Raw genomic sequence first — 313 nt, 5'->3', positions numbered from 1 at the left:
TTCCGCTGTGCCTGCTGGCCGGGCAGGTGTGGATCAATCCGTTCGATCCGGCCGGTGCCAATGCCACGGTGATTCTGGCGCAACTGCGCCTGCCGCGCGCGGTGCTGGCGGTGATCGTCGGGGCCGGACTGGGCGCGGCGGGTGCGGCGATGCAGGGCTATCTGCGCAATCCCCTGGCCGATCCCGGCCTGTTCGGGGTGGCGCCGCTCGCCGCGCTAGGTGCGGTGCTGTCGCTGTTTACCGGCTTTGCGGTGCAGCCTTTCGCGCTGCCGGCGATGGCCTTGGCGGGCGCGGCCGGGGGCATGGTGCTGCT

General features: G+C 71.9%; 1 protein-coding gene. It reads left to right on the top strand.

Translation table 11 applies throughout. The features are described from left to right. Positions 1–313: iron chelate uptake ABC transporter family permease subunit (locus H926_RS28660; RefSeq protein ID WP_043610358.1), on the top strand; the 313-nt coding region annotated here is incomplete at both ends.

Origin of the sequence: Novosphingobium sp. B-7 (genome assembly GCF_000410615.1) — a bacterium.
GTDB lineage: Bacteria > Pseudomonadota > Alphaproteobacteria > Sphingomonadales > Sphingomonadaceae > Novosphingobium > Novosphingobium capsulatum.
This window is presented reverse-complemented; position numbering and strand designations above follow the sequence as displayed.